Raw genomic sequence first — 26,996 nt, 5'->3', positions numbered from 1 at the left:
TACTCTGTCAAATTCATTACTGATTTGCTGCTTGAATAGCGGCATTAACCGCCTCTTTTTCAGCTGCGACCAACGCGACACGGGTTTCAATAACCTTGATGTCCATCGTAATTTCACGCGTCAAACCCGGTGTTGGCAACTTAGGCTCAAAGAAAGCTTTAAATTCAGCTAACCGTTCAGCCGTTTGGAAAATACCAGCCGTCACTGTAATGTATGTGGTAAATTCCATGTCGCCACCGACGGTATCATCCAACCACTGCCACTCAGCCCGAATCCAATCCCAAGCCGCTTGTTGGCCATGGTCATTTGCCAAAACACCACGATACCACGCCCGTAAGTCTTGTGGCTTAATGATATCGGCGTCTTCAAACTTGCCAACCAACTTCGTAATCAAAGCGGGGTCAGTTGTTTGAGTTAGTGCCACCTGAATATCCGACTTATAGTTAGCGTCCGACGAAGCAACGTACGCTTGCAATAATTGGTCAAACAATGCTTCGTTACCGAAGTTTTGCACCTCATTCTGCAAAACCAAGCCACGCACTTCAGCTGGCAAAACCGCTAAATCAGCTTGGTGATCAACAAACAACTGATGGGCCGTTGCAATCGCATCCGCGTTTTGGGCATACAGCGCTGCACGCAACACAAGTGGTCGCGTAATGGCGTCATCACTTGTTTCACCGACTTGCGCTTGCCAACCTAGTCGAGCGACCTGCTGACGACTCAAACCATCGAAGAAGACTTGCAATTGACGTTCTTCTTCAGAATCAGGTGTCACAAACTTCTTCAAATTATTTGCAACTTGATAAAGCGCTGTCGTCACAACCACATGTTCACTATTCGCAAACGTCTGCAACAATGGCACAACCGTCGCATATGACGTTAAGCCGCCTTCAGACAACAAGCGTTGATCTTGCAACAATTGCAACTGTGAAATCGTGCTTAGGTTGTTGGCATCTTGTAGAATATCTGCCAACAAAGTCTCATCGTACTTCACAATAAAGTGCGAATTATTCCCAACATTCAATTGGAACGGTTGACCGTTTTCAGCTCGTAGTTGTTGATAGTCACCCACTACAATCTGTTGGTCAGTAAACAATTCTGATACTGCAGCATAGTTACTGTTTAACGGAATTTGCCACTGGCGCCCCTTATCCTCACCAGCACCAATAAAGAATTGCTGCTGTGATAATGTCAACTGACCATCAACAACCGTCGCTGTCACAACGGGGTAACCAGGTTGCTCCAACCATGAGTTCATAATGGCACCAACTTCTAAGCCAGACGCCTCACCCAACGCTTGCCACAAGTCCGAACCTGTTGCGTTGCCGTACTTGTGTGCATCAAAGTAGGCCTTCAAGCCATTACGCAACGCTTCATCCCCAAGCAATGCACGCACCATGACCAACATACGGGCACCCTTTGCATAGACAATCGCCCCATCAAAGAGTGAATCAATTTCAGCAGGATCTTCAACTTGCACGTGTACTGATTGAACCCCATCCGTCGCATCACGACTCAAGGCAGCTGGCGCATCTGACGTTTGGAAAAGCTCCCAGATGTGCCAATCTGGTTCAATCGCATCAATGGCCACGTACTCCATCATATTGGCAAAACTTTCGTTCAACCACAAGTCGTCCCACCACTTCATTGTCACCAAATCACCAAACCACTGGTGGGCCAATTCGTGTGCAATCACAGTCGCAACAACTTGCTTACGACGCAATGGTGTATTATCTGGATCAACTGTTAGGTAGGCTTCGCGGTAAGTCACCAAGCCCCAGTTTTCCATGGCACCAGCTGAAAAATCAGGTAACGCCAACTGCCATGAGTGTGGCAATGGATATGGTGTTTGGTAGAAATCTTCATAAAATTCAATTGATCGCTTCGCAATATCAAGGGCAAAGTCGAGTTCATTGGCCTTGTGCGCCTTAGTGGCAAACACACCAACTTCAACGCCACTTGTTGTGCGCGTTGTCTTGCTTTGCAAATCACCAAAGGCAAACGCCACAAGATACGTTGACATGCGAACCGTTGTCGCAAAATAGTGAACGCCATCGGCTTCACGAATTTCTGGCATGTTCGCAAGGACGGTTTCCCCTGGTTGCTCGTCAAACTTTAACGCCAAATCAAACGTCGCCTTTGCTTCAGGCTCATCGATTGATGGAAAAGCTTGGCGGGCAAATGTCGTCTCAAATTGGGTACCAACAATCTGCTTCTTTTCGCCCTGAACCTCATAGTATGACGGATAAATACCCATCATCGTATCAGTTAGTGGCGCCGTGTACGTAATGGTTAGTGCCGTCGGACCGACTTCACGTAGTTGCACCCGGATTGCTTCGTGTTCATTATCAACGGTGTACGCCAGGGCTTCCCCCGCCTCATCGGTAACCGCGTCAATCGTTAAATATTTTTGGTGAATGGCAATTGCCAACGCTTTGGCCTCACCAGAAATTGTCGTGCGTCCGGTAATTAATTTTGAACCGCGGTTCACATCAAGATATAAATCATAATGTGAAGGTTGGAAAGTTTCGTAAAAGTGTTCATTTTCTGCTGTCATATTAACTCCCTAAGCACACATCTTTATTTTGTTCTTTGTTACATAAATATTAGAACTTTTCTCATTAAAGTCAATGGTCAAGTTTATTCTAACCCCGCCTTGTCAAAAGCGATTAATAAAGGGGACAATCACCACTAAATTGCCATCACACCTAGTTAACTTAAATATCTGCGTATAGACGCCGGTGCTTTGCTTTAACGTAGTACGCCAAATAGCAGAGACCTATGAATGGCACCATATAAAACAGCGCCATCCGTTGAGTTGGATCAAATATAATCAGCACACACGATAAGAAACTCATAATGAAGGCAGCCCACGGCACGATTGGATACCAAGGTGTCTTAAACGTCAACTCATCAGCTGTATGCCCCGTCGCCAACCAGTCCTGTCGGAAGCGAATTTGTGAGTATGCAATCGCCATCCAGACCACGACCACCGCTAAACCAGAAATAGAAACAAGAACCAAATAAACAGTTGAGGCTGCAACCACACTTGATAGCAGCGCTAAGATTCCACCCATCATCGACAGCGACAACGCGATTAACGGCGTCCCACGACGATTCGTCTGGGCCACTTTTTTAGAAATCATACCTTCATTTCCTAATGACCATAACATGCGTGTCGATGCGTAAAGGCCTGAATTAGCAGCTGATAAAATCGCGGTCAATACAACAAAATTCATGATATCACCGGCGAACGGCAAACCGATTTGATTAAATACTAAAACAAACGGGCTTTGACTAACCCCGGCCTTTTGCCAGGGAATCAATGCCGCCATGACCGTAATACTGCCAATAAAGAAAATCATTAACCGGGCCAAGGTTGTGTGAATCGCTTTAGGAATTGTATGCGCCGGATTCTTTGTTTCACCCGCGGTTACCCCAATCAACTCAGTTCCCGAGAACGCAAAATTAACGGTCAGCATCGTCGTGAAAACGCCGGCGATACCTTTGGGAAACCAGCCATCCTTCGTTAAATTAGTTAACCCAGGCGCGTGTGAATAACCATGAATTGGCATAATACCACAAATTGCTAATAAGCCGATCACAATGAAGCCAATAATCGCAATGACCTTAACGCTCGAAAACCAAAACTCCGCTTCGGCAAAAACGCGGACTGACAAGGCATTAGTCACAAAAATCACAGCCATGAAAATTAAACTCCATAACCAGACTGGTGTCCCTTTAAACCAAGTCTGCATAATTAACCCGGCTGCTGTAAACTCAGAACCTAACGCAACCGTCCAGGTTAACCAGTATAAAATTGCGACAGTAAATCCCGTTGCTGGGCCAATAAAACGCGTTGCATAAACGTGAAATGAGCCGGTTTCGGGCATTGCAACAGATAATTCGCCCAAACATAACATCACCAAATACACCACGAGTGCTCCCAGCCCATACGCTAAAATAGTGCCAATTGGCCCTGCCTGGTGAATTGTGTAACCTGAACTCAAGAATAATCCCGTTCCGATGACACCTCCTAGAGAAATCATCAATAAGTGCCGGGCGGACATTTCTCGATGCAAACCTGTATGATTTTCCGACATATTACCTACCTCCAACGTTTTATTGTATTTAAATTACAAAAGAATTAGAATTAACTCATATATAATGCAATATTACTAACAAATAAGCAATACGGACGGTAAAATTCATGACAGATCTTATTTCAGAAAACATTCAGCAGAACGGTTATCTGGTTCTTGATGGCGCAATGGCCACAGAACTTGAAAAGCGTGGCATTGCAACAAACACTGCACTTTGGTCGGCAACAGCCCTACGTGATAATCCACAGGCCATCATTGACGTGCACACTAGTTATTTCAAGGCAGGGGCTGATGTTGCAATCACTAACTCGTATCAAGCAAACGTGCCTGCATTTGAAGCAGCGGGCTATACAACTGACGAAGCTGAGGCAATGATCACGGCTAGCGCGACATTAGCTATTACAGCGCGCCAAGCGTACTATGCTGGTCTCTCAATCACTGAACGATCACGACGCGCTGCACATCCCCTAGTCATCGGTAGTATCGGTCCGTACGGCGCTTATCTGGCTGATGGTAGCGAATACACCGGCAAGTACGACTTATCGCAGACAGCCTTCAAAGATTTCCACCGTCGTCGCATGCAACTACTGGACGCCGCCGGGGTTGACGGTTTTGCTTTTGAGACCCAACCTAGATTTACGGAAGTACAAGCGCTAGTCGATTTACTACAAACTGAGTTTCCGACGCAACATGCTTGGATTTCATTTAGCATTAACGATAACGGTCGCGAGCTTTGGGATGGCACACCATTGTCAGAAGCTGTCCAAGCATTTAGCGACGTCGATCAAATTAGTGCCATCGGTATCAACTGTACCGCCATGGAAAACATTGCCGATGCAGTTGCGTTGATTAAGGAGTACACCGATAAACCCATTATCATCTACCCTAACAATGGGGATATTTATGACCCAGCCACAAAAACTTGGCAAGAAAACGAACACGCCACGTCATTCACAAATTTGGTGCCACTTTGGCAAGCAAAGGGGGCTACCATCATTGGCGGTTGCTGCCGCACAGCACCTGCCGACATTGCAGAAATCGCCGGCGTCTTAACAGGCAACTAGCGGTTAATTTCTCCCCTAAACCAGACTGTTTTTATTTTTTTGACACCGGTAATATTACAAGACTAGAATGACGGCATACTTTTGAAAGGGCGTGTCGAACACATGTACAAGCATTATTACAAATTAGCACTTGTTGGCTTAGCTGCAGGGACATTGTTCAGCGCCAGCGTTTGTAAACGCTAGTGCTGCAACAGTCGGTCACCTTAACGTTATTCATAAGGGACAACTAACAGTCGGTTTGGAGGGCGGTTTCGCCCCATTTTCATTCCGCACAAAGTCAGGTAAACTTTCTGGCTTTGAAGTAGCGTTAGCAAAAGACGTGGCAAAGCAGCTCAAACTGAAGCCCGTCTTTGTGCAAACTAAATTTGATTCTTTGATTTCCGGCCTGGATACTAAGAAATATGACGTCGTATACAACGATATGTCGATTACACCTGAGCGACAAAAAGCCTACACATTCGGGCGCGAATACTTATTCACGAAGTCGGTTTTGATTACCAAGAAGGGGTCTGATATCAAAACTTACGCTGATTTAAAGGGAAAGCGAGCTGCTGAGACGACTTCTTCCAACTTTAGTCAGGCGGCCAAAAAAGCGGGTGCTCAAATTGTTGCTGCCCCTGGCTTCGCTGAACAACTAGAATTAGTTGCCAACGGTAAAGCCGATGTGGTCCTTAATTCACAAGATTCGTGGACTGCCTACAAGAAAGTCCACCCTGAGACCAATTTGCAAGCAACGGTAACAAATGCGCTAGGCCAAACAACGGCTGCACCAATGCTAAATAAGCACAATAAGCAATTGGCTAAGCGGATTTCGCAAGCACAACGCAAGTTAGAAAAAGATGGCACCATGAAGCAGCTTTCAGAGAAGTACTTCGGCGCTGATTTAACTAAAAAATAAGCAAAAAATACCTGACCGGCATAACCGATCAGGTATTTTTCTTTACTCTTCTGTTGTTACCGTTGCGGGCGCTACCGATTCGGCAGTCACTGTAATGGCATCATCAACAACGGTTGCTTGGAGTTGCTTAACATCTGGATTATCCAAATAGAAATCAGCTACCCGATCTTCCAATTGCTCTTGGATGACACGGCGCAATGGCCGAGCCCCCATCGTTGGGTTATAGCCTAACGTTACCAACTTCTCCGTTGCTTCCGGTGAGACATCAAGGTGTAATCCTTGAACTGCAATCGCTGTATTCATATCAGCCAACATCAAATCAACAATTTGCGTCAAGTCATCCTTGGTCAACGCATTGAACGACACAATGTCGTCAAAGCGATTCAAGAATTCTGGCTTAAAGTACGGCGCTAACTTGGCTTGCAAATCAGCCGTTGCCTGCCCAGCACTGGCCCCAAATCCAACCGTCGTTGTCTTATCACCCGTGCCGGCATTTGATGTCATGATGATAATCGTATCCTTAAACGATACCACGTGACCTTGCGAGTCCGTCAAACGGCCGTCATCCAACACCTGTAAGAACATATTCATTACATCTGGGTGCGCCTTTTCAACCTCATCTAGCAAAACCAATGAATATGGTTGGCGGCGTACTGCTTCGGTTAGTAATCCAGCCTCTTCATATCCGACGTAACCAGCTGGCGCTCCAATCAGCTTTGAAACCGACTGTTTTTCCATGTACTCTGACATATCAAAGCGAATCATATTATCTGACGAACCAAATAGTTCCTTGGCTAGTTGCTTGGCTGTTTCCGTCTTTCCAACACCAGTTGGTCCAACAAATAAGAAACTACCAATTGGTCGACCAGTCTTATTAAATCCGACACGATTACGACGAATTGCACGGGCAATCTTATCTGTGGCTTCCTTTTGGCCAATAACATGGGCAGCTAAGTGTTCCCCAAGATTACGCAATTGATTTTGCTCAGACTCGGCCAATTCACCCACGGGAATACCAGTCCGTTCTTCAACAATTTGCTGAATATCTGCTACGGTGACTTGTTGCGCCCGCTCATTTTGCGGCGCTTGTTGCTTAACAGCCTCAAGTTGCAACGTCAACTGGTTGACCTGATCACGCCAGTAACCGGCTTTTTCAAAATCTTCGTTATCAACGGCGCGTTGCTTTTGCTTTTCAGCATTTGCCATTTGCTTTTCAATTTCAGCTGGATCAGCAACCTTCACCGTCAAATTCTTACGCGAACCAGCTTCATCAATCAAATCAATGGCCTTATCAGGCAAGAAACGGTCATTAATGTAACGATTTGAAAGGTCAACTGCTGCCGCCAACGCGTCGTCCGTATACTTAATCTTGTGATAATCTTCATAGCGGCCACGAATACCCTGCAAAATTTGTAGTGCTTCATCCGCTGACGGTTCATTAACCTGAACCGTTTGGAAACGACGGGCGACCGCCGCATCCTTCTCGATTTTACGATACTCGTTTAGCGTCGTTGAACCAACTAATTGGAATTCACCGCGGGCCAATGCCGGCTTTAAAATATTGCCGGCATCCATTGAGCCATCCCCAGTCGTACCAGCTCCCATGATTTCGTGAATTTCATCAATGAAAATAATGACATCATCTCGTTCAGATACTTCCGTCATTAATTGTTGCATGCGCTCTTCAAATTGACCACGCATACTCGTCCCTTGTACCAAAGAAACCATATCCAAACGAATGACTTCCTTGCCTTGCAACTTAGCTGGTACTTTTGCATTAACGATGGCTTGTGCTAGTCCTTCGACAACGGCAGTCTTTCCAACACCAGCCTCACCAATTAACACGGGATTATTCTTCGTGCGCCGGTTCAAAATCTCAATGACCCGGGCAATTTCTTTATCACGACCGATAACCGGATCAATCTTTCCTTGGCGCGCTAATTCGGTCATGTTAATCCCGTATTGGTCTAACATGCCACGCTTACCATTACCGCCGTTACCCGACCGTTGTGCGCGCGGATCCTGTCCTTGACGCATTTGTGCAGCTTGATTACGTGCCGCTTCGTTATTCATCATCCTAAAAATATCATCAATATTTGAAAAACCAAATGGTTCTTGTGCCATAATAAACAGCCTCCCTCATGACTATTCTTCAAAGCAATTTCCTCGATACCATTATTTTAGCACTCATAATCGATAAGTGCTAATTTAACGTGTAAAAAAAGGCGACGTTTATACGCCACCCTTTCCCTTATTTACCCCACAAGAAATTAATCATTTCCCGATTAACAACTTGATTATTCTCGTGTAGCTTACTATGTTGTGCATTTGGCCCAACAATTTCTTTCTCACGATACGATTTTGGCCGATTTCCTAACAGATAACGCAGCGACTTCGCTGACGTTGTCGTGACACGTCCATCTGAGTGGCTACCATTATGTAAATCACCATACATATTCAAAACCGCCACTTGTTGGTCAGGATAATTATCCCGATGAGCCAATAACCATTCATAATACGATACCATTTTCGTTGGCTTGCCTTGTGCATCCAGCGTATTATCGGCAACCTCTTTATCCAAACCGAGAATGCCATCAAAATGCCCCGCAATATTCACTTGTCTGCGCAATTGCGGTAACGATTTATCCTGACCATATGTCATTTCATACGTCAGCAACCCCAAATTCCCCATTGAATGGGCGACCGCATTAAACGACTTAATACCATAGCGCTGTTGCAAGGCCACAATGACGTGTTTGATCCATTTCGCATCCGTATGAAAATCTGCATTACGATTGTCCGAAAAAACAACTTGAACCATTGGATTGTACTTATTCTTATCCCAATGGCCCGACAACTTCACTTGACCATCCTTCGTAACACGCGCCGTTAACATTTTCTTTGCCGCGCCTGCTTTTTCCGCTGCACGGACTAAGTCTTTCGTCGAATTCAAAGTGCCACCATACCCGTGAATGAAGAGTGTTGGCACATTAGAATAGGTATACTTTGCTGTATCACGCTTCAATTTCAGCGACTGATGTAGCCCAAATGCAACGCCAACTATCGCCACTAACGCAATGATTGTACTCATCCATTTTTTCATTTGGCATCCCCCTTAGCATCAGTTTACTACTTAACCCAAAATCTGCGAGGAACTGCATCCAAAATGTCCATTTTAGACGTTCGTATTGTTGTGCTTTGCCAAAATATTCTGTGCATTATCCGCTGTATTTTGCGCATCTTGTTCAGCCGCCCGTAATTGATTACGTAAATCATCAACTTCTGATGATAGCGAACTAATTTGCGCGTGTGATGCATGTTGCAAATCATTATATTGATTCGTGACGTTCGTCAATTGGTTCTGCAAATTACCCAATTGCCCATTTAAACTGCCAACCTGCGCACTTAAACGATCAACTTCTTGTTGCTTCAATTCAACTTGACGGTTACCATCCGCAATTTTTTGTTGAATTTCTTTTATCTTTTCATCCAATTGACCACGTAAGCTGTCATTTTCAGTTTTAGCCTGATTCAATTGACTTGTTAATGATGCCACGGCTTGTTGTGCTGCTGACAAATCCTGTTGTGCCGTCGCTAACTTCGCATTCGCAGCGTCGCGTTGTTGCGTCAACGTTGCAATCGTTGCGTCCGCATCCTTCAGGTCTGCTTTAAGTTGCTTTACCTGATTCTCACGGTTCGTCAACATACCATCCAATTGGCCAAGCACCTGATTAACCGTATTCATATTAGTTGCACCATTCCAACCGGAAACCGCAGCCGAAGCCGCTACGGCAGCTGAAGCCGACACGCCAACTACCAATAACCCCAACACCCACTTTGACTTACACACTGCCATAATCTTTTCTAGCATCCCTACTTCATTCCTTCCATTTTTTAACCGACATTTATGCATCTCGTTAATCATACTTATGTATACTAATTCACTTAATAACATATACTTAACCGCTCGTTAAAAAATAGTTATTCTCAAATTAAAAAGCCCGGTTCTCACCGAGCTTTCTATGTAAACTTATTATGCTAAGAAATTAGCCAACAACATCGGCAACATCGCTGACGGTGTTGGAAAGGCATAAATCGTCTTATTCAAGTCCGCCTTCGTGTACTTATGGTTGATAATTGGCACCAACGTATTCACAAGTTCCGGCGCTGCATCCCCAATCAATGCAGCCCCGACCAACTGTTTTTGTTGGTTCAACACAATCTTCACTTTGGCTTCCGTGTCGTGATGGCTGGCAAACATTCCCAATTGTGCAAAGTTAATATCATAGACATTATACTCATCTGAGTCAGCCGCTTCAGCAGTTGATACCCCAATTTGCGCCATTCGTGGCAACGTAAACGTCACTGATGGCACTGCTGGATATGCAATCGCTGCGGTTGTTTGACCTAACAAAACGTCCGCAATATACAATGACTCAAATGTAGCCGTTGGCGTCAAACGTGGCGTTGTCTTCGCAACGACATCACCACTGGCGTAAATATGCGTCACCGTCGTTTGCATGTGATCATTCACAACGACACCGCCACGATTAGTCTCAACGCCAATTGACGCTAAATTCATATCGTCGGTATTTGGTACGCGGCCAGTTGTATCAAAGACCATGTCCGCTTGGAAGGTGTTGCCTTGTGCCGTTTTCACACTGAACACGTCACCGTCTTGTGAAATCTGTTCAACCGCATTATTAAACGCAAATTTAATGCCTTTAGCCGTCATCAATTCAACTACTCGGTTGGTGTAGTCTGCATCAAAATTAGCCAATGCCCGGTCAGCATATTCAACAATCGTGACATCGCTACCGGCAGCTTGCGCAATCGACGCAAACTCCATCCCGATAAAGCCAGCTCCAATCATAATCATTGACTTAGGCATTTCTGGCAAATCTAAGAAATCCTTGCTGTCATGCGTTAATTCAGTACCCGCAACTGGCAGCTTGGCTGGTCGTTGCCCCATCGCCAACACAAAATTATCAGCCGTGTACATGTCGTCATTAACCGTAATCGTGTGTTCATCAACAAATGATGCGTGCCCAAAAATAATATCAATGCCATCGACTGCCAAAATTTGCGCCATCGCTTCATCCATTGGATCAATAACTTGGTGCTTGTAGGCCATCAATTCAGGCCAAACAATGTTCACCGCATCGTTCATCCCAATACCGTGGTAATTGTGCAAGTGATGTAACAATTCCGCCGGTCCATCGAGCAAAATTTTAGCATTGCAGCCAAAATTGGTACATGTACCAGACACTTTCTCCTGCTCGATTAACGCAACGCGCTTACCTGCACGTGCCAATTCTTGTGCACCGTGCCAAGCAGCATGACCACTACCAATAAAAATAACGTCGTATTTCATGATTAATACCCCAACTTTCTTTTTCCTGTACGCATACCAAGTAATGCTTATTGATAACTTTATCACTAACTTTTTAGCAGGTCAAACAAAAACCCTTCAGCTGCCAAGTAACAGCCAAAGGGTTTTCCTTAATTATTCTCTTGGTTTATTTGTTGTAAAATACGATCGCGCAATTCATCCCGCTGTTCGGCCGTTAAGGTATGTGTCGCAACAACTTGGTCACACACGGTCGCTTCGTAACCCGCAACCATCGCAATTAAGGGTACCAATCGTTTAAGGCCACGCGCCAAATCAACTTGACGATCATGTTGCAATGAATAGTACATCACTTCTGCAAAGCCACCCCAGGCATCCACCACATCAATATAAGCGGCCTCGAATTTAGCTTCATCAACTGCATCAGTCAATATATTTACTGACCAAATCACCTGGTTGTACATCGACTCATCCGCCAATTTGCGGTTTTCGAGAATTTCTTTAAGTAAATGACGCAATTCTGGGTGCCAAAAAACAGCAAAATACAACTGACTAGCTAAATAATAGCGCTCAAGTCGACTCGCATCTGGAAAGTGTTGATCGACTACGACTAGTACCTGTTCCGAAACTTGGGCCATTAACATATTTGAGAAATCTTCTTTTTTCGCAAAGTAATATTGGACAATCGAACGATTCAGTTGTGCAGTCTGGGCAACGTCAGAGAAAGACGTTTTCCCATATCCCTTCGCCAGAAAGAGTTGCCAAACAGCGCGACGAATCTGTTTAATTGTCTCTTCATTCCGTTGCCGTCCCATGATTCCTTCGCGCTCCCATTCATTATATGTATTCCTGTTATTGTATCAAATTTTTCGCTTCTCCGGCTCAGTCCTGTAACCGACTATCACGGACCACCATCGCATTGCGGCGCATCATTAACCACACCAACCACGTCTCATCAATTTGCAAAGCGTGTCGTTTTGGCCGACGCACTGTCTGTGTGGGTGTTAACCAGCCAATGCCATCTGGTAACGTCGCCAGAATTTCATCACGATGTTTGTCGGCTAATTCGTCGGTTGTCACCAAATAATTATAATGGCCCACCCATGATTTCATTGCTTGTGTGCGAAAATCTTGTATCGATACCTTAATTTCGTAAGCTCGCACTATTCGTTGTGTATCGATACTGATGAAATCAACCCGACCTTGATAGCCAGCCTTCTTGCGACCTTTGCCCAATTTGTTTGCCGAGGCATCCGTTGACAAGGTCACTTCAGTCGCCCCGTAAGCACTAACTCGACCCTTACCTCGCGGATTAAGGCGCGCGAATAACCAATTTTCAAGCGCAATCGTTTCTGGTCGCTTTGCCATTTTCTTGGCCTCCCTTATTTTTCGATCCGAAAACCATTAATTACTAATTTAACACCAATTTTTTGCAATGAAAAAGACATTCAATCTCTCGAATGCCTCATATCCAGTATATATAACTTTTAACACAATCACGATTCAGCTAAAACAAAATCTACCAAGTCTAACACCGCTTGATTGGCTTGCGGATAGTCGCCAATTTTGTCTACAAATGCATGTACCATGCCATCGTAACGGATGTAAGCGATAGTCCCACCCGCATCACGTACCCGTTCGAAGAAAGCCTCCCCCTCTAAACGGAGCGGATCAAACTCACCGATGATTAGCAATGATGCCGGTAACTCAGCAAGCATTGCCGCTGGCGCATTGATCGGCGAAACCGCCATTTGCTCATCATCAACGCCTTGGAGATACCAATCTGAAATTAACGTACTTTCCCTAAATGACGCAATGTACTGCGCAATCAACGCTTGGTCAGCTTGGGCACCATATGCCTGGATATTCGAAAAATCCATTTCCTTTTCGGCATCATGGCCATTGTAAACAGCCGGATACAGCGCGACTAATTTATGCAAATAATTCAACTGTAACTTCTGGTCAAGCAAGGCTACCGTATAGGTTAGGTTACCACCGGCTGAATCGCCCGCTAATGATAATTGCGTTTCATCAATCCCATATTGTTTTGCCGTTTGATGCAATGCCACAACTACGCGATATACATCTAACAATCCTGCCGGGAATGGTTGCTCCGGCGCCAAGCTATAATCAAGCGCAAAAACTCGTAGCGCCCCGGCATCCGCCATTTGCTGCAGAATTGGCGTCACATTCGCAACGCTTCCGCCAACAAAAGCGCCCCCGTGAATGAAAACAACAGTCGGTAAAACTCGGTCATCATATCGTTGTTGCACAAATTCAGTCACTGACACCCCGACAATTTTATGGGCCCGTACTGTCAATTCATTGACCGCTTCATGATGAGCAGCAGGCCACCCCATCACCGCGCGAATTTCATCCGGTGTTGGTTGATGATCAAAACTTGGTCCCGCCGCGCTGATTTCGGCTTTAGCCCGATCATCTAGATAGCCCGAGGTCGTTGTACCAGGTCGGTACCTCTTAGTAAATTCATCTTTTGCCATTGTTAAATACCCCCTCACCAGCATTTTAATCGCTTTCGGATACGGTATCGGGCACTTTATGACATTGTTTTAATTGTTTATTGATACTTTTCGTGAGGTAATTATCTAACCCTATTCATCTAATCGATAATACTTTTCAACTCGAGACAACCCCATTTTGGTATATTTTAAAAATACAAAGTACACGGCGTAAATAAAGATACAAAACGCCAGATAACATAGTGCTACAATCACAAATCCGCGAAACGTCCGCGGAAAGATTAAGCTCGGCATCACCACCGCCGCTAATACTAAAATATCATGATTCGCTGTTTTCCTAATCGCGTTCGCCTTTTCCATAACTTCCCCCTATTACATTCATAATCCACATATATTTGCCATTCATGTCATACTACTCCGCCACCAATACTCGTACCATTTTATAACTACTTTTTTGCAATAACTGGATCAAAAAGTTTGTGGAATTTCACAATGCAGAAACGAATCTAAAATAATTAACTTTTATTTACACCAAAAATTCATAACCAGTCATATTCATACCCATCGCGTACTCAAAGGCATTGTAATAATTAGGCTCGGACAACGCATATAGAATACCTGACACTCCCGTCAGCATGCCTAAATCGGTTGTGAGATTATCTTCATCGCCAACCACTCCAAGTTTGTGATCAGCGTATCCGAAGTAATCATCGTCGGTGTAACCTGCAATAATTCTCTCTTCTGCCTCAGAAACATCTATATATGGGTACCCTAAGGCGTTATTCACGATGTTGCCGATAAACACTAGGCCTGCTAACCCGTGGCATATAGAAAAACTTCTTACGTAGGCTGAATGTTCAATAACGTATTTTAGAGATTGTAAGCATTTTTCAGCAGCAACAGTATCCTTATTAAAGATGGCATATTTTAACATCGCAATTTCAAATCCTGATGTGCCGTAACACCAACTATCATTTCGTACAACATTATGGATATCTGTGTCATTCGACAAGTTAGTGGCATACAGTCTAAAATTATTAGTCTCATCCCAGATCGAATATTTGCTTATCAATTCCCCAATTTTGGTTATTAGATTGTCCAATTTTTGATTACTACCGACTCTAATAGTGGAATCAATTAAGAAAATCATAACCCCAGCCAATCCATGGGACACCGATAAATTGATATCTCTAGTTTCTTGTCCAAGTGTCGAAAATGCCCAATCTTTTATAAGATTGTCTGAATTAGTATCATCACCAAATCTCGAAATATAATAATTTTGAAGAGAAATTATCTGTTTTACCACATTCTCCCCAACATCATATCTTTGTAAGTAAAATTGCCCAATACCTGCTAGCCCGTATCCATGTTCGATCATTGAATCAGGTATATCGTTTGACAGATCGTTAATAATTTTATCTATATATAATTCTATTTGACTAACGACATTGGTAAAGTCATATTTTTTTGTACCGATCATCGTATTTCCCACGCCAGCAAGTCCATCAAAAATTGAAAGTCCCTGTTTAGGGTTAACACTCTTTAAAGCGTTATTGAATTGATATTTAAAAATTGCTTCATCAAATTCATCGATTCTCAGCATCATTGAAAGAATACCAAATCTACCTCCCATTAAACTATTTTCTTGCCAGACATCATACTCAGTATGATCGTACTGAATTTTTAAACCGTGCTGCGCTAATTTTGTTAAGTCCTTTTCGACATCTAAATGCACTAATTTTGATGATAAATCGTCGATGATTTCTTGTTTACTGCGCTGCAACGCCATATTCAACCTCCCACATTTTCCTGTATGTCAGGCTGGATTTTAACAATTCATCGTGGTCGCCAACACCATCGATTTTCCCGTTATTCAAAACAATAATAGTATCTGCGTGTTGGGCAAATTTTAGTGTGTGCGATACGAACAGCCCCATCTTTCCATAATTTGATTTGATAAATTTGTTGAATTCATCAAACAGTGCATCCTCTTTAATTTTATCCATGGCGGAATTTGGCTCATCAAGTATGAACAAGTTTGCATTATCAGGCATATAGGCTCTACTTAAGGCTACAGACTGCCATTGACCTCCTGAAAGTTGTCTACCATTTTCAAACCACACTCCTAGTTGTTGGTCAGATTTTGTAGGTCCCAGATATTTTTGTAGTTTTTCTACTTTGTCTTCTACTTTGCTATCATTGTCAATTTCATTAACATCGCCTAAAGCGATATTTTCTTTCAGTGTGAGTTCATACTTAACAAAATCCTGAAACAAAACACTGACCCGGGCTCTGTACGAGTTAAAGTCGTATTTGTTCAGTGACGATCCATTAACCAAAATTTCTCCAGCATCTTCTTGAGTTTTATACAACCCAGCTGCCAACTTAACTAATGTACTTTTACCCGAACCGTTTTCCCCAACTAATGCAACAACCTGGTTTGGCTTGATTTCAAAATTTATGTTATCCAGCACTAACGAGTCTCCGTATTTATAGCTAACGTCTTTGAATTCAATAGTACTGATACTTTCAATCGTATCTAAAATTTCTGTAGTAACTTGGATATCAGTTTCGATGAAATCGTATAATTTTTTTAATGTCGCAACGTCGAAAGTCATAGTATATACAGTATTAACCATTGATTTAACATTGCTACTAAAACTTGTTGTAACCTGACTTACACTAGTTAAGTAACCTATAAGTATTTTACCTGATGCAATACTTATAATTACTGAAGTTATTATTACTAGAGTTACAGCAGAAATCATCGTTTCATAGACCAAATTGAAAACACTGAGATTTTTCAATATTTTCAAATTTTGTCTGATGAACATTGTTTTCAATTCCTTATACCTAGAAAAAAAATAAGGAAATAAATTTTGCATTTTTACTTCTTTAATTGAAAATTCATGCGTTAACAAATATTTAAAATACCAAGCCTTACGTTCATCTTCTGCTCGATCCCATTGAATTTTAAATCCTCGCTTAGCAAGATTTATTAATATCGGCAAAGCTACAATATTGATCGCAATAATGGCAACCATGTAGATACTGTTAACAGACAACAAAAATGTTGCACCCGAAAATAAGGCCACAATTGATTTAATCATTGAATTAATGTCTTGAAAGGCTGAAAAGGGTTTAGCAACACTTTCATTAACTAATTTTTCAATCGTTGAGTACGTACTATTCGATTCAAAATCATTTAGTGATAATCCACGTGTCCTTGTAAGAATTTTTTGCTCAACAACAAACGCTGCGTTATTTGATAAATATCCATTTGCATACATCAGTATGCCTTCCGCTGCATTCATCACGATAATTAGAACGATGTACGCTATCAGAAAGCTAACCCAACTACCTGTTTCGTTGGAATGACTTACCAAATTATTAATAATCGATTGAATTAGAATGGCCGATACTACCGGGTATAAGCCCATTGTTATATTTAAAAAAAGAACACATCCACTAGCAAACCAGTTAACTTTAAGTATCTCAAAATACGATTTAATAAATAATCTCAACATTACTTATTCTCCATATAAACAACTGAGCATAATATCTTATAAAAAACAAATAACGTGTTATTCTCTTTTTCGCGGTCTATAGCGATTAGTCTATTGAAAGTCATGTGCCAAATCCCAGAAATTAAATTCATTTTCTGATCAATATCCAGAACAGTTAGATTAATTTTTTTTAGGTTGAGCTCCCGTTCTTTGATATTATCACTATCAAAATTCTGAACTGTTTCCCATTCTGAAACAAATTTGTTTACAAGTGTCTTATTATCTTGCAACCATCGTTTACCAAATTCATTGTTTGCAGGCTTTAAATCAAAAAACTTTTCCATCGCACTTTTCATTTCAGTTGCTGTATATCCAAGCGCATGTACAACCTGTTTCATTAGAGTAAGTAAAACAATCATTTTAGACTGTTCATCGTTGTCTATCTTTTCCAAAATATATTTTGACTCGCTTGAAAATGCATATTCGATAGTAGAGATATTGGCGTCTGAACCGTAACGATGCGTTTCAGGATAATACGGAAGCAATGAATGACTAGAAATTTTGGCATCAGAATGTAATTTCAAAATTTCGGGATATATCTTTTTAAATGCTTGATAACCGTTTGATGTTTTTACTCTATAACGCACGCTTGGTGTAGCACCATTTTGATATCTGATAAAAAATTGTTTATCTCCATCGTCTGACATTATGTTGAACAAGTTTTTTAACTCTTTTTCTACGAAGTAATCTCGTTTTTCAACAGTTATAAACTCCAAATCCATAAAGACCCATCCGTCTTCAATTGTTTTTGGCGTGGTCAGTTCATCTTTAGAAAACACCGGTTTTTGGCGAATAATATTATGTTTGGAATCAAAATTATAATCATCGATATTATATTCAACGATTATTTCCCCATTATTAATACACTCATCTTCTGAATAAGCACTTAAAGTATACATTTCTTCACTTCTACCAACTAAAGATTTATACAAAACCTCTAGGGAATTATCGTTCGTTGTGTCCACAATGAACACCGCATCTGAATTGCCAGATCTTACAAACCTTGATATACCCAATTCTTGAATCTGATTTTTAAACTCTTTTTTCCACTCTGATAATTCAGGTGTTTGTCCAGATGCTAAATAAAATGGTAATCGCCACGTCTTGCGGATTAGTCGTATACCTTCGTACCAAACTTCTGGAACAATTGTCTCTGTTTCCGCAAGTTGAAATAACGGATGGTTAAAGAACCAGTTCGAATTCTGTTCGGCTAAGCGCCCTAATAATTTAATTATGGGATTTTTCAAATCAGGATTTAGCATGTTCAAATCTTTTAATTCTATTAATTTCTCTGAGGTAGAATGCTTCAAATATAGTTCACCACTATTTTGATTAAATCCAACTAGAAGATCATCTATGTTGATCTGTTTTTTCCCCATTGTTTTGGGCATATTCAAGGTTAATTCATAATCGAAAAAGTTTTTATTTGTTGTAATTCCCATTAACCCTTTTCTCTTTGGTGCTGCGTTTGCTCCTACTAATAACCTATCTGTTGTACTTTTTTCAGGGATATTAATGTCATCTAAATTATGAAATCTACTCCATAACGAACGCTGTGTTTTTGATCCAAAGATTCCACCTAGAGTTAGGGTATGATCTTTTCCTGATTGCTCAAACAGTACCTCCCCGGGGTAAACGTTTTGAACATTTTTCGGATTTTCAAATTGATCTAATTGTTTATCAGTCAAAATGATTTTATTGTTATTGTGCTTAGCTCTATCAAACAAGTTTCGAACAAGATTTGTTTGTTTCTTACTAAAAGACTCTAAATCTACCTTATACTCCGGCATTCCCAGACCGTAAACGGGATTAATTAAGTCCACCAGTTTAATTTCAGCATCGACTCCAAATTTTTCTAAAAATTTCATCCGATATTCGTACAGTTCATCGTATGGCTGACTTCCATTAATTAAATGTGTGAATAAACGATTAAGATTAGAAATCACCTCATCATTGAGTTCATTTACCTGTCCATACTTTCCGTAAAGATTAACGGTCAAATCGTCTTTTGCAACAGGTACCATCGACTGCATTAGGTCATCGATATCATTGAATAGATTGACACCTTCACCTAGTTTAGATTGTTCATATAATCGAATTAACGTCGTCAACTCTTTTAATTTTGAATTTTCTTCATTCCAGTTACTAATTGATTTAAGGTTATTTTCTAAATCAAATATCGTCGACTCCTTTGAAATAATTTTTTCAACAATGAGAACACCGTTATCAATTAACTTTCTCAGGTACCCATCAAAGAATTCAGAATCCTCTGAATCATATTTATATTCTAACCAGGTAATCAATTCTTTATATTTTTTCGGTGATTCAAGTGTGAATTCCTGTAATAATTTCAAAGCTCTTGAATTTTTGAGTGTAACATTACCAGTCTCTCCATAATTCAAAATCACTCTTTCACTGTCCTCAGTAATAAAACTACTAGTCGAAAAATAAAATTCTTCCGGATGTTTTTTTACAAACTGTTCTAGATATTTATATAACCATTCGAAGCTGATGGAAATTTCTTTTCTCTGATAATTCGTTGGCCACTTTGAACTGTAAACACCACTAAAAAGTCCAAATGGTGTACTTCTCGTTAACGAACGCAGATAATATTTCGACAACGAATTTACAATCTTGGTAGTTTTTTTCGGTTTCACTTTAGTTTTGTCATACCCAGTAACACTATTAAATAAACTTTTATTTGCTACTCGTAACTGTTCCATCAATATTTTGTGATTTTGATAATATGTAATGATCTTCTCATCAAACTCATTGTTAATATATACATATCCATCATTTACATGGGTTCTAATCAATTGATTTTCTTTTTGAAACGATACTTTCACTATTGGTTACCTCTTTTTAACTTACTGTTTGGTAATTTAACAAAGTTACGTAAGTATGACAAATGTTGTTATTTTCATTCTTTTATTTATATTTTTATTATCAATTCGTCAAAAAATACATATTGACGTAATCTTTACAAGTGCTAGTATGAATTTGTCGAAAGGGAGAGCGATATTTAATTCGAATCTTACTACGGACACAATAAATTTTTAGGAGGAATTCAAAATGTCTGAATTCACTGATTTTGATTTGGGTCTTGTTGACTCAACGAACAACGCCACTGGCTTGGAAGAGTCAAAAATCACTAGTCACTTTCTTTGCACACCTGGATGCAAGACCGGTTGGTTGGAAGGTTGCCAAAACAAAACTGCATCTTGCAATTGCGTAATCAGTTCATCTTCAGCTGTCTAGGTAGAAGGTATGTGATGAATACACTCGTTGATTATGTATTCGTCACACAGGACTGATGGATTAGCATATTCAAAAATTACTCGTCACTCACTTACATATTCAATAATATATTGTTGAACTTATACCTTAGCCTGTATTAATGAATATCTATTATTGTCGTGATGTGCGAAGATGTGCAGACTATGATTCAACATTAGTTTAATGTTAATAAGCAGTCATAGATAAAAAAGGCAGCAAAGTATAAACACTTTACTGCCTTTTTTTACTTTATACGCAAGGAATTTTACATGGATAATTTACTACAACTGGATAATATATACGTCTCAAAACATCATAATAATATATTGAATGGTGTTTCACTTAATATCCCCTCCAATCAAATTTTTGGATTGCTTGGAGATAACGGTGCCGGAAAAACAACCCTATTAAAAAGTATTCTTTTAATGAACAAAAATTTCAGTGGGTCACTTCTATACAACGGAAAACCACTAAGTCGGCAGGTCTCAAAAGATTTTGGGGCTTTAATTGAATCACCTGCTTTATATCCCAATTTGACAGCTAGAGAAAATTTGATGATTATGGTTAAGCTGTACGATTTACCATATGTCTCTATTGATGCAACCCTTGTAAAAGTTGGTCTTAATGATACTAATCATAAAAAGAAAGTTAAGAACTTTTCTTTGGGCATGCGCCAGCGACTAGGCATTGCAATGGCAATTATTCATAATCCATCATTTCTAATTCTAGATGAACCAACCAATGGGTTAGATATTAATGGGGTTGAAGAGTTTAAAGAAATCATCGCTAGGTTAAAAAAAGAAGGCATGACGATAATGATTACAACACACCAAATTACGGAGTTATCTTCACTATTCGACTCATTTGCAATTCTTAAAAAAGGTAATGTAGTATTTTCTAGTGATAATGGTGTATCTTCTCCCGAAGAATTACGATCAATCTATCAGCAATACAATCGATAACTTACTGGGAGGGTTTATGTACAACTATATTTCCATGGAACTCTTGAAAGTACGGCATGCACGCTTGCAACGGACCTTAATTTTTGGTGGCCTATTGGCAGCCTTATTTACTGTTATTTGGTTTGTGGGGAGCAACTCTGTATTACCATCCACAATGCTCGCTACTGTACAAAACAATTTTTCAACTATTTGGATTTTTGTATTAACATTTGCACTGGTGTACGAAAAGATAGTTCAAGAGCGACAAGCAGGTGATGGTTTCCACGTTCGAACATCAATTCTTAATATTTATAAATACGCACATGCTCTAACTATAACTTTATATTGGATGTTTTTTAAAACGTTAATTATCTATGAAGTAGTGAGCTATGCTCTGTTGTATTTGTTGTTTGGACCCCTCACATCTGGTTTCGGATATGTCAAACTTATTCTCATTCCTGTTATATTCATTATGATATATGCTTTTTGGATGATTCCTTTAGTCTTTATGTCTATACATGTAGCTGGGGTATTAATCGCAGGACTTTTACAAATTTCGTTTGGCATACTTTCTGTAATGCTGCCAACATTATATTCTCCTTGGTCATTGTTTTCATCGACCATTGCTAATATCTCAGGAGTATCCCGTAACGGAATGCCCACAAATGAGTATGACTCTATGTTATGGATATTCTGTTTGCTAGTTTTTACTGTATTTATTTTAATTTACGAGATAGTTCTTAAATTTTTAGATAACAGGAATAGGTAAAAGTAAATGTTAAAAAATATTTTTTCTGTAGAATTTTTTAAACAAAAAAATTTTATTCTACCAGTAACTATCGGTACGTATTTCTTAGTAGGAATTATGCTCGTATTGTATCGTCTTATTACAGGATCTACAATGCTTGACTATACGAAAGGATACTTAGTAATCGACTTTTTTTCTGGAATTGTTGCGCCTTTTCTGTTATCAAATTCAGTTATTCAGTCAGTTCGGCAAGATAAAAAAGCTGGTAATTTCTTAATTACTAACCACCTTTCAAATCCCTACTTTGAGTGGGGAAGCGCTCAAATAGTTTTTAATTGGATATACCATGTTTTCATTACCACATTAATGATTTTATTCTTAGGTTTGATATTTAATAAATCATTTTCTTACTTAATTGCTTTTAATATTTTGAATTTGTTCATGGTATCAGCCATTTCGTATATTTTAACGAGAAACTTTTCTGAGGTATTTGCTTACATTATTAGTTTAGCAGCAATCGTTATTTCTCTGATTGCTAGAACACCTCTCTTTGATACAACAATGTTGTTTATTCCAATTACATGGAATATTCGGTTTACCATGTACACAATGTCTATTCCGAAAAACTTTATGATTGGAATTAGTATTTTCATAATTATGGATTTGGTACTAATCACTCTTAACTACGTGATTTCTAAAGTTAAAAATTTAGCTTAGTACGTGACTACATCGAAACACGTAACTACCACATGACAGAGCGTGGAAATTACGGTAATTTGCTTACCTATTCTGTTGTCACTTAATCAAATCCACTCGTCACGAGATTATTATCCGCTTGAACTGAGAATACCACGTTTCAAACGGTTCATTTTGTATTGTTTGCGACATACCATCAGTAGGGAACTCACAGTTTGCGCCCGCGGACGTGCTTATAGGCAATGGTCAAATGTTTATGGAAGTGTATGTCAACAGCCAACTAGAGGCCGAAGATGCACTCGCAATGTCTATCTTTGATTAACCTAAATAACCCCTGATTCTGACCGTAAAAACGGCTTAGAGTCAGGGGTTATTTTATACTACTTAGTAGTATCATCCAATGATTTAAACATGGTGTCTTTAAAGAAGTATTTTTTATCGACCATTGTAATGTCTTCAATATCTTCAATAGATGCAGTAATTACCTGATTCTCTGGAAATTCTTGTGCAATCAATTTGTACATCAGTGTTACATTCTCTTTGGTAACCTCTTTACCAAAAGGAGAATCCAAAATTATCGGTAAAACTATTCCTGTTTTTTCCTGCATTAACTTCAAATAGCTTAGGCGAAATGAAAATACTAACAAGTGCAGAACAGCGCCACTATATGCTTTCAAATTATCGGTAAATACAAAATCCTTCGTTTGATCCACGTAAGCGTCAACTCCCAAAAAACTTGTATATCGAATAATCAGTGAATACAACTTATTCACTTCACCATTATCCCGTAATGTTGTCCGCATTTTCTCCTTTATCTTCTTTCGAGATTGCATCAAGCTCTTAATAATGCCCTTTATCGTTGCTTCATCGACATTTAAATTGGCAACTGAATTTTTGAACCTATCAAGTTGTGTCGTTACATCAAACAAGGCTGTCTGCAAGTTCAACCTTTTCTTTGTTTCTGCTTCTCGTGCTAACAAATCACTCAATTGTCGATTCAACATTGTGATTCTTGCATTAATCAACCCGTTGTTTTCTTCAACGCCAACGATTTCATCTTTTCTCAGATAAAACACTTCACCTTTATGATTCACTTGAAGTCCAAAGCCGTCAATCATGTCTAACAATTTTTGATTACTTCGCTTCGCTTCAGAAAGCCTATTAATTTCATTCTTAAACACACCTTTTTGCAAGGCGATTGCGCGCAAATCGTCATTCAATCCATCCACCAACGTCCAATCAATATCATCTTGGTTGTCAGCAATATCATTTTTAAACTGGATGTTTTTTTCAAGAAGTCGATAGCCTCGTAAGTCCGTTTCAATTTGAGTCAGTCGATCTCTCAGTTCCGACTCATCAATGTCCAGAAGGCCTTGAATAAACTTTTCAACGCTAAAATGATTTCGTCCAATTGTGTCACCACGATTTAGCAGCGTCCAGCCTTTTTCTTGATCAAAATAAAATGTACCTAACAATGAATCCAATAGCGCTTCATTCGTCACACCCGTAAAATGTGACAATAGTTCGTGTCGCTCATACTGTACATTATACTCTCTTACAGTTTCATCACCCTCATATAGCGACACATTCACACCTTCGCGAACCAGGACAATTTTTTTAACATCGTCAACTAATTCTATACGAGTCACCAGCTTAGTGAAGTCCAAGCCTTTCGTACTTGGAATTGTAAAACCTAACGCGAATAAAATCAGTCGGATAAACGTTGTCTTACCAGAACTGTTCTTACCGCTGTGAAATAATGTATTCTGCCCGAAGGTTGCTTGTTTATCATCAATTTGTAGCTTTACTATTCTCATAATCCAACAACCTCCTTCACTTTGTCATAAGTAGTAGCACTTGTAATTACTACTTCGCTAATCAATTTTGCGATATCGTTGTCTCTTTCTTCGGTCAATCTCAGACGAGATTTAACCAATTCCACTTGATCATTCACAAATTTAATTTTCCTTTCTCTTCTGGGAAGGTTCGGGTTAACCTTAATAAAATCATTGTAGTCCCGTCTAATCACCGATACTACAGTGAAATTAGACAAAATAAATTCATTCATCTCCGAGTATTTTGCTTTTATATACGCCTCGTTACCAGGATCAACATCATATCGATCAAAAAAATCGTCCCAATTAGGGGTCTGAAAGATTTCAGTCACAACCGCGTGAGCAAGCAAGTCTTCCTTAGAAACGACTGCTCTTTTTTCTTCTGCAGACTGAGATACTAGCGCAATCAATTCATTTTCCAGGTCACGCATATGAATAGCGGACGGTCCCGCCGCTCCTACAAACTCGGTTACCTTATTCGACACTTCTATTCGCCTTGTTTGCTCATCGGAGCCTGCAAAATGGACTTTCATAACATGAAATTTATCTAAATCTATCACTGAACCATCTGGTAAATATCTAGTAATTTGTTTTTGCTGTTCAATTGGCAAATCTGCAAAAAGATAATTGCCATATGATTGTGCAAATATCTCAGAATTTTTCTGTATTCCTAATGGTTTATTGGAATTTGAGACGTAAGCTAACATCGCAACGTCTTGGCCATTCTCCGTCGCACGAACTGAGTCATCATTCAGCGAAACAAGCGCATCCTTCAATGGCTTCGTCATCTTCGCTTCAAACGGTTTTGTCGTAGCTTTTAATTGATAGTATTCTAACGTGGAATCTACATTTTTGATTTCTATATCTTCTTCGCCTTCAATTGTGATTGTTTTGATATTCTTAACCTTTTCCAAATCGAGAAGCAGCATAAGACCAACCAAGTCTTGAAAATGAAAACCTACAACCGATGGAGTTGCATTTCGATTTGTTAATTCAACCATTTTCTCAAAACTCCTTTTCTGAACATTATAACAAACCACTCGTACACCAGTTATTGCTTGTGAAGCATAGTTTTTCAGGCATGACCGTGCAACACAAAACCAATCCTAAAAATTTGCATATATAACCACCAAATCCGAACGAGTCATCAAACATACATTTCATATACAAATTATTTTGTATTTTGTGTTGCAGAGGTTTTTGGGTATGTCGAACATGGCCAAATCCCTTATGTACCAACGGATACAGTCGTTTTAAAAATCAAAAGTTACGAAAAGAACGGCTTTATAACCACGTTTTGTGCAACAACGCTGCAACAAAGTACTAAAATAGGCCATTTTGGGCCAAAAAGTTTGTGAAATTTCACAAGGATAAAAAAGAAAAACCCTGTGATTTCAAGGATCGAGAAGCATTTCTCTCGCCTTAATTTCACAAGGTTTTTCATGTTTGATGCCGTCGGTGGGGGTCGAACCCACACTCCCTTGCGGGAACTGGATTTTGAGTCCAGCGCGTCTGCCTATTCCGCCACAACGGCATGATTAGTATTAGATAAAAGCCTAAGCTTGATGGGAACCCGAAGATTCCGATGCCGTCGGTGGGGGTCGAACCCACACTCCCTTGCGGGAACTGGATTTTGAGTCCAGCGCGTCTGCCTATTCCGCCACAACGGCATATCTAATATTAATCTGATGATATGAAAGTTATAACTTTCAAGGGCGGTAGATGGGAATCGAACCCACGCATGTCGGTACCACAAACCGATGTGTTAACCACTTCACCACTACCGCCATTATCGTCAAGCAGGGGTAGAGGGAATCGAACCCCCACCAACGGTTTTGGAGACCGTCGTTCTACCGTTAAACTATACCCCTATTTTGGATGTAAATGTTATTCACTTCCAATGGCGCGGGACGGAATCGAACCGCCGACACTACGAGCTTCAATCGTATGCTCTACCAACTGAGCTACCGAGCCATTATAACGGTCACAACGGGATTCGAACCCGTGATCTTTCGCGTGACAGGCGAACGTCCTAACCA

Annotated in this window: 21 protein-coding genes and 5 tRNA genes; 6 read left to right on the top strand and 20 right to left on the bottom strand. The window is 40.4% G+C overall.

Annotated elements, in window-relative coordinates:
• Positions 1 to 16: 16 nt before the first annotated feature.
• Positions 17 to 2,557: a M1 family metallopeptidase gene (locus ACJ28U_RS04900; protein WP_407618574.1), complete on the bottom strand. Its 2,541-nt coding sequence runs from the start codon at positions 2,555 to 2,557 to the stop codon at positions 17 to 19.
• 160 nt (positions 2,558 to 2,717) lie between these two features.
• Positions 2,718 to 4,103, bottom strand: a complete 1,386-nt coding sequence (locus tag ACJ28U_RS04895) for an amino acid permease (RefSeq protein WP_407618573.1) — start codon at positions 4,101 to 4,103, stop codon at positions 2,718 to 2,720.
• Positions 4,104 to 4,210: 107 nt separating this feature from the next.
• Between ACJ28U_RS04895 and mmuM the strand changes: the two genes are divergently transcribed.
• Positions 4,211 to 5,167, top strand: coding sequence for a homocysteine S-methyltransferase (gene mmuM, locus ACJ28U_RS04890; RefSeq protein WP_407618572.1), 957 nt, complete (start codon positions 4,211 to 4,213; stop codon positions 5,165 to 5,167).
• Positions 5,168 to 5,405: 238 nt separating this feature from the next.
• Positions 5,406 to 6,065 (top strand): transporter substrate-binding domain-containing protein, encoded by a 660-nt coding sequence (locus tag ACJ28U_RS04885; RefSeq protein WP_407618571.1) that lies wholly within the window; start codon positions 5,406 to 5,408, stop codon positions 6,063 to 6,065.
• 42 nt (positions 6,066 to 6,107) lie between these two features.
• Here ACJ28U_RS04885 and ACJ28U_RS04880 read toward each other — a convergent pair whose 3' ends face one another.
• The 11 genes from ACJ28U_RS04880 to ACJ28U_RS04830 all read right to left on the bottom strand — a co-directional run bounded on the left by ACJ28U_RS04880 (position 6,108) and on the right by ACJ28U_RS04830 (position 20,307).
• A complete protein-coding gene (locus ACJ28U_RS04880) occupies positions 6,108 to 8,189 on the bottom strand; it encodes an ATP-dependent Clp protease ATP-binding subunit (protein ID WP_043708072.1) in 2,082 nt (693 codons plus the stop codon).
• Between the two features lie 127 nt (positions 8,190 to 8,316).
• Positions 8,317 to 9,168 carry an alpha/beta hydrolase gene (locus tag ACJ28U_RS04875; protein ID WP_407618570.1) on the bottom strand — a complete coding sequence of 284 codons (852 nt, stop codon included), beginning with the start codon at positions 9,166 to 9,168 and terminating at the stop codon, positions 8,317 to 8,319.
• A 72-nt stretch (positions 9,169 to 9,240) separates the two neighbouring features.
• Positions 9,241 to 9,936 carry a hypothetical protein gene (locus ACJ28U_RS04870; RefSeq protein ID WP_407618569.1) on the bottom strand — a complete coding sequence of 232 codons (696 nt, stop codon included), beginning with the start codon at positions 9,934 to 9,936 and terminating at the stop codon, positions 9,241 to 9,243.
• Between the two features lie 162 nt (positions 9,937 to 10,098).
• Positions 10,099 to 11,439: a dihydrolipoyl dehydrogenase family protein gene (locus ACJ28U_RS04865; protein WP_407618568.1), complete on the bottom strand. Its 1,341-nt coding sequence runs from the start codon at positions 11,437 to 11,439 to the stop codon at positions 10,099 to 10,101.
• Positions 11,440 to 11,567: 128 nt separating this feature from the next.
• Entirely contained in the window at positions 11,568 to 12,230 is a 663-nt protein-coding gene (locus ACJ28U_RS04860) for a TetR/AcrR family transcriptional regulator (RefSeq protein ID WP_407618567.1), read from the bottom strand.
• 67 nt (positions 12,231 to 12,297) lie between these two features.
• Positions 12,298 to 12,783, bottom strand: a complete 486-nt coding sequence (locus ACJ28U_RS04855; protein ID WP_407618566.1) for a hypothetical protein — start codon at positions 12,781 to 12,783, stop codon at positions 12,298 to 12,300.
• A gap of 128 nt (positions 12,784 to 12,911) precedes the next feature.
• Entirely contained in the window at positions 12,912 to 13,916 is a 1,005-nt protein-coding gene (locus ACJ28U_RS04850; protein WP_407618565.1) for an alpha/beta hydrolase, read from the bottom strand.
• A 111-nt stretch (positions 13,917 to 14,027) separates the two neighbouring features.
• Entirely contained in the window at positions 14,028 to 14,255 is a 228-nt protein-coding gene (locus ACJ28U_RS04845; RefSeq protein WP_010375182.1) for a hypothetical protein, read from the bottom strand.
• 166 nt (positions 14,256 to 14,421) lie between these two features.
• A complete protein-coding gene (locus ACJ28U_RS04840) occupies positions 14,422 to 15,684 on the bottom strand; it encodes a lanthionine synthetase LanC family protein (RefSeq protein ID WP_407618564.1) in 1,263 nt (420 codons plus the stop codon).
• On the bottom strand, positions 15,665 to 17,422 hold the full coding sequence (locus ACJ28U_RS04835) for an ABC transporter ATP-binding protein (RefSeq protein WP_407618563.1): 1,758 nt from the start codon (positions 17,420 to 17,422) through the stop codon (positions 15,665 to 15,667). Before ACJ28U_RS04835 ends, ACJ28U_RS04840 begins: the two co-directional genes overlap by 20 nt.
• The gene (locus ACJ28U_RS04830) at positions 17,422 to 20,307 is read right to left on the bottom strand and encodes a thiopeptide-type bacteriocin biosynthesis protein (protein ID WP_407618562.1); all 2,886 of its coding nucleotides are present in this window, start codon (positions 20,305 to 20,307) and stop codon (positions 17,422 to 17,424) included. Before ACJ28U_RS04830 ends, ACJ28U_RS04835 begins: the two co-directional genes overlap by 1 nt.
• A 226-nt stretch (positions 20,308 to 20,533) precedes the next feature.
• On the opposite strand from ACJ28U_RS04830, the gene ACJ28U_RS04825 reads away from it, so the two are divergent.
• From ACJ28U_RS04825 to ACJ28U_RS04810, 4 genes are all read left to right on the top strand, one after another.
• Positions 20,534 to 20,719 (top strand): gallidermin/nisin family lantibiotic, encoded by a 186-nt coding sequence (locus ACJ28U_RS04825; protein ID WP_407618561.1) that lies wholly within the window; start codon positions 20,534 to 20,536, stop codon positions 20,717 to 20,719.
• Between the two features lie 287 nt (positions 20,720 to 21,006).
• Positions 21,007 to 21,699, top strand: a complete 693-nt coding sequence (locus ACJ28U_RS04820) for an ABC transporter ATP-binding protein (RefSeq protein ID WP_407618560.1) — start codon at positions 21,007 to 21,009, stop codon at positions 21,697 to 21,699.
• Positions 21,700 to 21,715: 16 nt separating this feature from the next.
• Positions 21,716 to 22,447, top strand: coding sequence for a hypothetical protein (locus ACJ28U_RS04815; RefSeq protein ID WP_407618559.1), 732 nt, complete (start codon positions 21,716 to 21,718; stop codon positions 22,445 to 22,447).
• 6 nt (positions 22,448 to 22,453) lie between these two features.
• Positions 22,454 to 23,143 carry a hypothetical protein gene (locus ACJ28U_RS04810; RefSeq protein WP_407618558.1) on the top strand — a complete coding sequence of 230 codons (690 nt, stop codon included), beginning with the start codon at positions 22,454 to 22,456 and terminating at the stop codon, positions 23,141 to 23,143.
• 359 nt (positions 23,144 to 23,502) lie between these two features.
• Here ACJ28U_RS04810 and ACJ28U_RS04805 read toward each other — a convergent pair whose 3' ends face one another.
• The 7 genes from ACJ28U_RS04805 to ACJ28U_RS04775 form a co-directional block, all read right to left on the bottom strand.
• Positions 23,503 to 24,939 carry a hypothetical protein gene (locus ACJ28U_RS04805; RefSeq protein ID WP_407618557.1) on the bottom strand — a complete coding sequence of 479 codons (1,437 nt, stop codon included), beginning with the start codon at positions 24,937 to 24,939 and terminating at the stop codon, positions 23,503 to 23,505.
• On the bottom strand, positions 24,936 to 25,958 hold the full coding sequence (locus ACJ28U_RS04800) for a dsDNA nuclease domain-containing protein (protein WP_407618556.1): 1,023 nt from the start codon (positions 25,956 to 25,958) through the stop codon (positions 24,936 to 24,938). Before ACJ28U_RS04800 ends, ACJ28U_RS04805 begins: the two co-directional genes overlap by 4 nt.
• A gap of 449 nt (positions 25,959 to 26,407) precedes the next feature.
• Positions 26,408 to 26,491: transfer RNA gene (locus ACJ28U_RS04795), tRNA-Leu, on the bottom strand.
• 52 nt (positions 26,492 to 26,543) lie between these two features.
• Positions 26,544 to 26,627 (bottom strand) — tRNA-Leu (locus ACJ28U_RS04790).
• 44 nt (positions 26,628 to 26,671) lie between these two features.
• Positions 26,672 to 26,744, bottom strand: a tRNA-His gene (locus ACJ28U_RS04785).
• Between the two features lie 13 nt (positions 26,745 to 26,757).
• Positions 26,758 to 26,828, bottom strand: a tRNA-Trp gene (locus ACJ28U_RS04780).
• Positions 26,829 to 26,858: 30 nt separating this feature from the next.
• Positions 26,859 to 26,931, bottom strand: a tRNA-Phe gene (locus ACJ28U_RS04775).
• Positions 26,932 to 26,996: the final 65 nt, after the last annotated feature.

This window comes from Weissella sp. MSCH1 (assembly GCF_045799135.1).
GTDB lineage: Bacteria > Bacillota > Bacilli > Lactobacillales > Lactobacillaceae > Weissella.
This window is presented reverse-complemented; position numbering and strand designations above follow the sequence as displayed.